Origin of the sequence: Pseudomonas sp. S35, assembly GCF_009866765.1 — a bacterium.
In the GTDB taxonomy this organism is placed as follows: domain Bacteria; phylum Pseudomonadota; class Gammaproteobacteria; order Pseudomonadales; family Pseudomonadaceae; genus Aquipseudomonas.
The window spans coordinates 315636-325935 of sequence record NZ_CP019431.1; the positions used below are offsets into that span (position 1 = coordinate 315636).

The window sequence follows — 10300 nt, forward strand, 5'->3', positions numbered from 1 at the left end:
GTTTGGAGAGCTATCGGTCTATATGGCCGGTAGCACTCCCGCTGCTTATAATTTAGGAGTCGGTAAGGGGGCTAGATTTTTACTTGGCTACCAAAACTTAGTAGCATCAAAGTCTAACTGAGCCGCTTTCAACTCTCGTACCAGTTTCATCTTCCAGGCTTCAGCCGAGTCCATGTCGGTATAAATTACACCAAACAAATCAGATGGTATTTCCACCTGCCCCTTGCGAAGCAAACAAACACGGCCGCGCCCAAGTTTTCCGGCAAAGAATCCAAGTTCAAAAATGACATTTTGACGTGCGCGAGCATCGCTCACGTCAGCTTTTATTGAACCACCAACATCGTCGGGTGTTAACAATATTACCGCGAAACCTACATCAGCCGAATGTTCAAATTTTTCAATAATCGTCTGGCCTCGATCGGGTTGTTCCCTAAGGATAATCGCTTCTAAGCCGAGCTTTTCTAGGAAGCGCGCGAGACCTTGTAATGCAGCCTCGTCATGGCCATGAACAATAAATACTTTATTAGATTTTGATATTTTCAACTGCGGTTTAACCTCTCCCTGAGATTCGACATAGACTTTATAATCCCGCACAAATGGGGCGATTATCTGTCCAGTAAATCCATGGACACCTGAAATAAGCTTTCTACTGCCCGAGCTAAAGTAGTGATGACCGAAATTAATGGCGTATTTTGGATCTTCAGCGAGTTTTTCGATTAGCAGTAGGGTGAGACCTAGTCGTTGTTTGTCGTCATCTGATTCTGGCCAAGCAAGTTTATGATTCCCCATGCCGCCGCCAGACCGTTCGCTCGCTTCCAAGAATGCTTCGAGATCTAGCCCCGATATCAATTCATTGTTGCTAGCGTCAAGCGCCGGATCGCGAAGTAGGCGGGCCAGTTTTTTTAGCGGTTGTTCGAAGGTCTGATGTTGTGAGCTCTGTAGATCTATAACCGCATTGTTGATCTGAGCAAAGAGGTCGATGGCCACTATTTTTCTTCCTCTAACAGTCGCGCTGCGGCAGCCCGTTCTATGATCTTTTCCCTATATCGCTCTTTCATCTGCTCTGCCAAGGAGCTGATTATTGGATTTGACGTATAGGTTCCCACACGCTCATCTATGAGATTTGATATCTGCTGAATCGCACCTTCAATACTCACGGGATCGTGAGGATTAAAATTCACTGTACAAAGATCGCCTTCGAGTGATTGAAGTACCTTTTGTACATCTGCAAGTTGACGCTGGAGCTTGTCGATTCCTTTTAGCATTATTATCCCTCTAGCTTATTTTTTACCTAAATGTTGCGCGAATTTCATGTTGACGCAAGCTATTTTCAATCCCAGTGCTAGCTATGTTCTGTCGCCAACGGTTTTTGTCCCGTTTAGGGCCTCCACCTAACATTTGAACTTCCAGGTTTTCCCTAAGCGAAGAGTGAGCAAATGAATAGTCAGCAGGTAATAATAGCGGGTAGGTTCTGTGTGATTGTTTATACGGTAATCCAGAAACCATGCGAGATGCTTCCGTTGCCAAACCCATGGGTTGTCGCAGTGCCATCGCTCATTGATTGCTGTCTGGATTGCCCTTGCCTGATGAAGGTGGCGTTGTCGTGTTACAGGTGATCCCGCCAGCACGCCCGTTAGAAACAACTCCATATCGAATGGTTTGCTCATGGTCGGCCGCCGATGTACGCCGAAACCACGTCGATACGACCGTGCCCCAGCTCATCGCTGATTTGTGCGCGTGCCTCCTGATCGAGGCGTCGGTCTAGCTGGCAGCACCTGCCACCGTTGATGGGTGCAAGATGCTGGGTGATTTGCTCGTAGCGTTCGCACGCATAGGCTGCCCGCAATTCGTGGAAGCCTTTGAGGTTGTGTATATGGAGGACCTCCCGTGCGGGGCGGACGATTCCCTGTTGGAAATCAAGGTAGCTTTCGTTCGGTGCCAGTAGGTTGCGGCTGCCATGCGGTAAGACCTGCTCGGCATATCTGAGTGCTTCGCGAACATGGTCATCCACCATGATCCAGCGAGGTGCTGTTGCTCCGCCGCGGCCACCTTTGGTGCCGTCCTGGATGTTGATCCTCCCGAGTTGCTCGGCTTCCCGTTGCAGTCGAGGAAGGTCGGCCAAAATCGCCTCACGTAAACGCATGCCGGTGGCTCGCGCTAACTGAGCTATGGCCGCAGCACGCGGTTGCTGATGTTCGCAAAGCTCGTCGACGATCCGCTTCACGTGTTCGCGGTCTTGGCCTTGCGGCACCGAGCGACGAACACTGGTGCGCTGCATTCCCAACGCCTTGCTCGGACTTGGCACTCTCACATACGGATCACCGCGAAGCGCGGCCATGGTTCGGTTCACGCTGGACAATCGGTTTTGCGCGGTGGCAATGCCGATAGCGCCTTGTTCAACTTGCTGACGCAGATGCCCGGCGTAATCCAGTAAGGTCTGCCGATCAATTTGTCGCGCATCGTTAAGTCCTGGTCCATCCTCCGACCGGCACCACCGCACAAACGCCTGCCAGCGATCACTGTGCGCTTTGACCGTCCCGTAGTGCCCGCCGCCAAACAGATCTTTTAGCTCTTGTGGCCCGGCATAACTCAACTGCCGGCCATAGCCAAAATTTCGCCCGTCTCGTCTACCGACCAATGCCATGATCGAACTCCTCTCGAAGTAAACTCTTAAAACCTTCCCCACGTCATCCCGCCAAGGATGTTGAGTGTTATCAGGGATCAAGGCCCCTGCGACCTGTGAGGGTTGTCCACTAACGCGGGACTGGCGGCTCTTTACGACCGGGAGCTTGGGCATCTCATGATCTGGCCTCCTGAACACTTCCAAGGAAGTGGGCGGGTGGAGGCTGCATTGGCTGACGAGACCAACGCCGCGAGATCTTGAGCCGGGTGAAGGCAGTGATGCGATGACCGGGGCGTGCCTGACTGTCAGTCAGGTGCAGTCCATTCCCTGGGCTGCGGCACCATCATCTGCATCGCTGTTGCTGGTGACTTCGGTGTTTGTCACGCCGATTGTCACGAGGGGAAATGCCGCAAAGCCTTGTACGAGTTGGGCTGCAGCAGCGGTAGGAGCGCCCGTCTCTTTCCGGGAGAAAGAGACGGGCGCAGGTTGGCGCACGGGAATGGCCAAGCGGATAGGTTGCTGCAGAGCAGCTATGAAAGGGGGATGAGTTGCCGCAGTGGGCACACTGGTAAAAGTAGGCATCCATCACATCGCTGTGACCGTGCGAGCCGCCGGACGCTAATCGCACTTTGGGAGAACCACCACGGTGTGGCGTAGCCTTAAAGGTTCTGGCTACCTGGGTTGCTGTCAACGACAGCGCTTTGCCCGATCTTTTCTACGCCTGTGGATAATTCGGGTCAAGGATCGAGTTTTCGGGCGTTCTGCGGCTGTGGATGAAATTATCCACCGGTGGAAATCAGTGGTTTTCCACAGATAGTTGCGTGGGCTTTAGATTTTTTAAGTGAGGTCCCTCCAAACTGGGCGGCTTTGCAGCCCTGTTTGGATGGACCCGCGTGGACAAGCGGATCGCTGAGATTTGAAGATCGAGCGCTTACTCAGTTGCGCCACGTTTTGCTTTTAGGCGAGTGACGTTCGCTCCTGTCTGGTTCGCGAATTCGTGTGGAGTGACATGCTCCTGCCGGTTGGCCTCCAGGTACCGGCTCCACCAATTCATGATCAGCCTGCGCTCCTCGATGAACTCGGCCTTGTGGATGTAAGCGGCGCGGACGTTGTTGCGCTCCTTGTGGCTCATCTGCCGTTCAATGGCTGTCTCCGACCACAATCCTGACTCGATCAGTGCGCTGCAGGCCATCGAACGAAATCCATGCCCGCAGATATCGGTTTTGGTGTCGTATCCCATCGTCCGAAGCGCGTTGTTCACGGTATTTTCGGACATGGGCTTCCAGGGTTTAGCATCCCCTGCGAAGACCAATGCGAATTTGCCTGTGAGTGCATGGATTTTTTCGAGTAGCGCCACTGCTTGCGGCGATAAGGGTACTAAATGGATATCCCCTGCCATCTTCGTACCCCTTGTGGAAAAGGGTACTCCCTCCAACGCGGGTCGAGTGTCCGGTATCTCCCAGGTGCCGCGCTTGAGGTCGAACTCGCTCCAGCGGGCGAAACGCAGTTCGCTGGATCGTACAAACACATGCAGCGATAGCATCACCGTCAGACGGGTAAGTGCGCGGCCTTTATAGGTGTCGATCCGCTCCTGCAGTTCCGGCAGTCTCGATAAGGGTAGAGCGGGGCGATGTACCACCCGCGGGGCTTTGATCGAGCCTTCGAGATCGTAAGCAGGGTTTATGGTGATAAGCCGGAGGCGCTTTGCCTCGCGCATGATGCTCTGCAGGTAGTTTTGTACCCTTAAAGCAACGTCGATCGTTCCGCGCTTCTTGATCGCTTCCAAGGGCTGCATGAGGTCATGGGTGTCGAGGTCGACAATGGCGCGAGTGCCGATCAGCGGGAACACGTGGGTTTTGAGGCGGCTCATCACAGTCTTGGAGTGGCCTGGTGCCCACTTGGCCGCCATTTCCGTATGCCAGTCGAGCGCAACGCTTTCAAAGGTTCTGCCTTTGATTACGGCTTCCGCCTTGGCTTGGTGCTTGGTCTCTATAGGATCAACGCCATCCGCCAGCATTCGCTTAACTTCCAAGCGCTTGCGGCGCGCATCGGCGAGGCCAATGACGGGGTAGTTGCCGAACGAGGTCAGTCCTTCGCGTCCGTCAGGTTTGACGTAACGGAGCCGCCAGCCTTTGCGGCCATTGGGTTGGACTAGGAGGTAGAGGCCGTCGCCGTCGAAAAGCTTGTAGGCGCGGTCTGTAGGTTTTGCCAAGCGGCAAGCTGCGTCGGAGAGCGGAGCTGTGGTGCGCGACATAAGGGTACTCCCTTTTATCGAAGTGACCTGTATCCCAAACTCTACCCTTAAAACGGTTGGAATCCACCAGTTTCTGACGGAAACCGATGGAACGCTAAAACGAAAAAACCCGCCAAAAGGCGGGTTTTTCGGGGGTTTCAGAGATTTTGAAAGCCTTCTCTGGAACCTTGTATGGTGCCGGCACCAGGAGTCGAACCCGGGACCTACTGATTACAAGTCAGTTGCTCTACCAACTGAGCTATACCGGCGTGTTGGGCGACGATTATAGCGACTGCAAAGGTTCTGTAAACCCCTGAAATCTGACTATTTTTGCGAAAACCCAAGTTTTCGCGAATCTCCCCGCATTTCTGCGCGTCGCCTGCCAACAATCAACGCTCGTGCATGGCCTCTGCGCGGGATTTGATGATCGGTTTGAGCAGGTAGCTCAGGATGCTTTTCTTGCCGGTGATGATGTCCACGGAGGCCACCATGCCGGGGATGATCAGCAGTGGCTTTTCATCGGTGCCCAGGTGGCTGCGGTCGGTACGTAGTTTGATGACGTAGAAGGTGTTTTTCTTCTCTTCGTCCATCACGGTGTCGGCGCCGATGGTTTCGAGTTTGCCTTTGAGGCCGCCGTAGATGGTGTAGTCGTAGGCGGTGAATTTGATCATGGCTTCCTGGCCGGGGTGCAGGAAGGCGATGTCTTGTGGGCGGATTTTCGCTTCGACCAGCAGGGTGTCGTCCAGTGGCACCACTTCGGCCATGTCGCTGCCGGGCTGGATGACGCCGCCGACGGTGTTGACCAGCATCTGTTTGACGATGCCGCGCACGGGGGAGGTGACCATGGTGCGGCTGACGCGGTCTTCCAGGCCTTTGGACGTGGCTTGGGCCTTGCTCAGGTTGGTGCGGGCTTCGTTCAGCTGGGCCAGGGCTTCGCTGCGGAACTTGCCACGGGTTTCGTCGACTTTGCGCTGCACTTCGTTGATGGCGGCCTGGGCGCGGGGGATGGCCAGGGTGGTGCCGTCGAGCATGCCGCGGGTTTCAACTTCCGAGCGCTTGAGGCGCAGCACTTCTACCGGCGAGATGGCGCCTTGTTGCACCAAGGGCTCGGACATGCCGATTTCCTGGCGCAGCAGGTTCAGGCTGTTGCGGTACTGCTCCTGCTTGGAGCTGAATTCACGCAGCTCTTGCTGGCGTTGCAGCAGTTGTTGTTGCAGCCCGCCAATTTCGTCGGCCAGTTGCTGGCGGCGGCTGAGGTACAGCGATTCTTCGTTCGAGGCCTGGTTTGGCACGGCTTTGCGTGCGGCCTCGGTGATGTTCAGCGGGCGGTTGTCGACTTCCGCGCTGAGGCGCTCTACGCGCAGTTCCATGGCCACGCGGTCGGCTTCGGTTTCGCCGACGTTGGAGGCAAATCGGGTGTCGTCCAGGCGGATCAGCGGTGCGCCGGCTTCGACGATCTGGCCTTCGTGCACGTAAATCTGGGCGACGATGCCGCCCTCCAGGTTCTGGATCTTCTGGATGCGCGATGACGGGATGGCCTTGCCTTCGCCCTTGGTCACTTCGTCGATGATCGCGAAGTGTGCCCACAGCAGCAGGAACACGAAGAAGCCGATCACGCCCCAGATGGTCAGGCGCACGATGCGCGGCGCATCGTCGATCAGTGCCTTTTCGACTTCGGGCAGTGGCTGGTCATCGAGCGAGTCGCTGCCCTTGAAGTAGCGGAAGATGACGTCTTTCCAACGGCCTGGGCCGGACTTAAGCAACACTGATCTGCCCCTTTTTCAGCGCTTCCATAACGGCCGCTTTTGGACCGTCTGCGAGGATCTGGCCACGGTCGATCACCAACAGGCGGTCGACCAGGCTCAGCAGCGAAGCACGGTGGGTGACGAGAATCACCGTCTTGTTTTCGATCACCGATTGCAAACGCTGCTTGAGGCGCTCTTCACCGGTGTTGTCCATAGCGCTGGTCGGTTCGTCCAGCAACAGGATTGGCGGGTTTAGCAGCAGCGCGCGGGCCAGGGCGACGTTCTGGCGTTGACCGCCGGAGAGGTTCTGCCCGCGCTCGCCCACCTGCAGCTCGTAGCCTTGTGGGTGCAGCCTGGCGAATTCATGCACGCCGGCGAGTTCTGCGGCTTGCAGCACCATCTCGTCGTCCACGTAGCGTGCGCCCGAGACCAGGTTGTCACGCAGGGTGCCGGCCAGCAGTTGGATGTCCTGGGCGACGTAGCCGATGTTGTGGCGCAATTCGCTGACGTCGATCTGGCGGATGTCGACACCGTCCACCAGCAACGAGCCGGAGTCTGGCTGATACAGGCCCACCAACAGTTTGGCCAGCGAGCTTTTGCCCGAGCCGCTGCGGCCGATGATGCCGATTTTTTCGCCAGGGCGAACGTTCAGGTTGATGCCGCGTAGGGCCAGGGTTTGCTGGTTCGGGTAGGTGAAGTCGACCTCGCGGAACGTCATCGCGCCTTGCAGCGTTTTGCGGCTGAGCGGGCGTTCGTCGAAGTTGCGTTCTTGCGGCAGCTCCATCATCTGGTCCACCGAGACCATCGTCACCTTGGCTTGCTGGTAGCGCGTCAGCAGGCCCGACAGTTGGGCCAGCGGGCCGAGTGCGCGGCCGCTGAGCATGTAGCACGCCACCAGGCCGCCCATGCTGAGGGTGCCATCGATGATCTGGTACACGCCGAAGATGATCATCGCCACGCCAGCGACTTGCTGGATCAGCAAGGTGATGTTCATCGCCAGGCCAGAAAGCACTTTGACCCGCAGCTCCAGACGGCTGAGGGTGCCAATGGTTTGTTCCCACTGGTACTGGCGCTCGCTTTCGGCGTTGTTGACCTTCACTGCATCGAGCCCGGCGAGGGTTTCGATCAGGCTCGACTGGCGTTCGGCGCCCAGGGCCATGGTGCGCTCAAGTGTCGCGGTCAGTGGTTTTTGCAGGAAGTGGCCGATACCCAATGCCAGCGGGAAGGCGACGATGGGAATCCACACCAGGTGGCCGCCCAGCAGCGCGATCACCGCGAGGATGATCAGGGTAAAGGGCAGGTCGATCAGGCTGGCGAGTGTCAGGGAAGTGAGGAAGTCGCGCATCCCCTGAAACTCATGGATGTTGGAGGCGTAGCTGCCGACGCGCGCCGGGCGCATTTTCATCGACATGCCCACGATGCGCTCGAACAGCGTCGCGGAAATGATCAGGTCGGTTTTTTTGCCCGCAAGGTCCAGGCACAGGCTGCGCATGCTCTTGAGCAGCAGGTCGAACAGGTAGGCGCCGCAAATGCCGATGGCCAGCACCCACAAGGTGGCAGTGGCCTGGTTCGGCACCACGCGGTCGTACACGTTCATCACAAACAGTGGCGCAGCCAGGGCGATCAGGTTGATCACCAGGCTGGCAGCGATGGCGTCGGCGTACAGCCAGCGCGAGCGCTTGAGGGTGTCTTTGAACCACGAGCGTGCGCGAGGGATCAGCGTGCCGCTGGTGACGTCAAATTTATGTTGCGGTTGGGCGAAGAAAACCCGACCGCTGTAATCTTGGCTCAGTACCTCGCGAGTGACCTGGACTTCGCCGCCGTCACTTTCGCTGAGCAGCAGGCGGGCAGTATCACCCTCCCATCCCAACAGCACCGCACTGCGTCCTTCCTTTAATAGCAGCAAGGCTGGCAATGCGATGGACGGGATCTGCTCCAGCTTGCGTTGCAGCAAGCGGCCCTGCAAACCCGCCCGGGCGGCTGCGCGGGGCAGCAAATCGGCGCTCAGGCGCTGACCGGCCAAGGGCAGGCCGGTGGTCAGCATGGCCCGGCTGGCAGGCTTGTAGTGCAGCGAACAGAGAGCCAACAACCCATCTAGCAATGGGTCGTCATGCTGAGTGCGCGGGTCATGGTGAAGTGGCGCCAAACCTATTTCAGAATCCAAGCTGACTCTCTCTTAAACGGTTGTGTGGTCCAACGCCGTCAAGAATCAGTTCATCCCTGGCAGGTTTACCGACGGTTTAATATCGTTCTGCACAACTGATGCCAGCGGGGCAACCACGCCCTGACTTCTCAGCAGTTGGCCCATGTCGGCCTTGATACGGTACTGGGTGTAAACGTAGAGGCTTTTGATCTGTGCCAAACGCTGCTGAGCGGTGAACAGTTCGTTCTCGCTGTCGAGCAAGTCGAGCAGTGTACGCTCACCGAGGCTGAACTGCTGCTGGTACGAGGTGCGCACTTTGGTGCTGCGGTCCACGTACTGCTGCGCGATTGGCACCTGCTGGCTGGCGTTGTTGTAGGCGTTCCACGCCAGGCCCAGTTCTTCGTTCAGCTGGCGCAGGGCGTTGTTGCGGATATCCAGCGCCTGGGTGGCCTGGGAAGCCTTGGACTGCAGGCTGGCTTTATCGCTGCCGCCGTTATACAGGTTGAACTGCATGTTCAACATGGCGGAATAGCCATTGTCATGGCCTTCTTCGCCGCCGATGTTGTTGTTGGCCGAGCGTTGCAGCACCGCATCAAAGCGCGGGTAGAAAGTCGACTTCGCGGCTTCGTACTGCTTTTCGGCAGCGGCGATGTCCGATTCGGCCGAGCGCAGTACCGGGCTGTCGGCAATCATCTGGCGACGGGCTTCATCCAGGCTGGCCGGCAGGGCGGTCACGATGCCCATTGGCCGTTCCAATTGGTCGGGCTCTTTGCCAACAACGCTGAGGAAGTTGGTGTTGGCGTCAGCCAGGTTGGTCTGCTCGGTGATCAGGTTGTTTTGCGCCTGGGCCAGACGGGCTTCGGCCTGGTCCATGTCCGCCATTCTTCCGACGCCACGGCTGGTGCGCAGTTTGATCTGGTCAAAAATGCGTTCGTGGCTCTTCAGGTTGTCTTCTGCCAGTTGCACCATCTCGCGACGGGTCAAGACATCCAGATACACCTGGGCGACGGTCAGCGCGGTGCGCTCGGAGGTATTGAGCAGCGCATACCCACGGGAGTTGGCAGTGGCTTGTTGGCGGCCGACTTCATTGACGGTGCCAAAGCCCTGGAACAAATTTTGTTGCAGGCGCACGGTCGACTCGCCGCGGTTCAAGGTTTTCCAGTCATGGCTGTTGCTGGCGGCACGGGTCGAGGTGTTGTCCGAGCTTTCACGGCCATAACCGCCCAGCAGGTCGACTTTAGGCAGGTAACCGCCTTGGGCTTCTCTCACCTGATAGTCAGCGGCAATGCGCGCATTGATAGCGGCCTGGATCTCCGGGTGGTTTTCCACAGCATCTTGCATGGCTTCGGGCAGGGTCTGAGCCTGGACGAAACTGGCGGCTAGAGCAAAAGGCACAGCTTTAAGAAGGTGCAAACGCATTCTGATGTTTTCCCGGGGATTGGTTGCCTGAAAACCGCAACAAACTTGGAATATTGCATTGGAGTGGCAACTCGAAATGCCCGTTTTTCTAGGGCGCCGGAGGGCGCAAACAGAAAGTCGCGAGGCCGCATAAATAT

7 protein-coding genes and 1 tRNA gene are annotated in these 10300 nt (G+C 57.1%); all 8 read right to left on the reverse strand.

The window, feature by feature from the left end:
• Window positions 1-87: 87 nt before the first annotated feature.
• Window positions 88-987, reverse strand: coding sequence for a nucleotide-binding protein (locus PspS35_RS01400; RefSeq protein WP_008435723.1), 900 nt, complete (start codon window positions 985-987; stop codon window positions 88-90).
• Entirely contained in the window at window positions 987-1265 is a 279-nt protein-coding gene (locus PspS35_RS01405; RefSeq protein WP_159932464.1) for a hypothetical protein, read from the reverse strand. Before PspS35_RS01405 ends, PspS35_RS01400 begins: the two co-directional genes overlap by 1 nt.
• 398 nt (window positions 1266-1663) lie before the next feature.
• Complete coding sequence (locus PspS35_RS01410) at window positions 1664-2644, reverse strand: integrase domain-containing protein (RefSeq protein ID WP_159932465.1); 981 nt, start codon at window positions 2642-2644, stop codon at window positions 1664-1666.
• A gap of 910 nt (window positions 2645-3554) precedes the next feature.
• Window positions 3555-4877, reverse strand: a complete 1323-nt coding sequence (locus PspS35_RS01420) for an integrase arm-type DNA-binding domain-containing protein (protein ID WP_159932466.1) — start codon at window positions 4875-4877, stop codon at window positions 3555-3557.
• A 172-nt stretch (window positions 4878-5049) separates the two neighbouring features.
• Window positions 5050-5125, reverse strand: a tRNA-Thr gene (locus tag PspS35_RS01425).
• A 120-nt stretch (window positions 5126-5245) separates the two neighbouring features.
• Entirely contained in the window at window positions 5246-6622 is a 1377-nt protein-coding gene (locus PspS35_RS01430; RefSeq protein ID WP_159932467.1) for an HlyD family type I secretion periplasmic adaptor subunit, read from the reverse strand.
• Window positions 6612-8765: a type I secretion system permease/ATPase gene (locus tag PspS35_RS01435; RefSeq protein WP_159932468.1), complete on the reverse strand. Its 2154-nt coding sequence runs from the start codon at window positions 8763-8765 to the stop codon at window positions 6612-6614. Before PspS35_RS01435 ends, PspS35_RS01430 begins: the two co-directional genes overlap by 11 nt.
• Before the next feature lie 45 nt (window positions 8766-8810).
• Window positions 8811-10163 carry a TolC family outer membrane protein gene (locus PspS35_RS01440; RefSeq protein ID WP_159932469.1) on the reverse strand — a complete coding sequence of 451 codons (1353 nt, stop codon included), beginning with the start codon at window positions 10161-10163 and terminating at the stop codon, window positions 8811-8813.
• Between the last annotated feature and the right edge of the window lie 137 nt (window positions 10164-10300).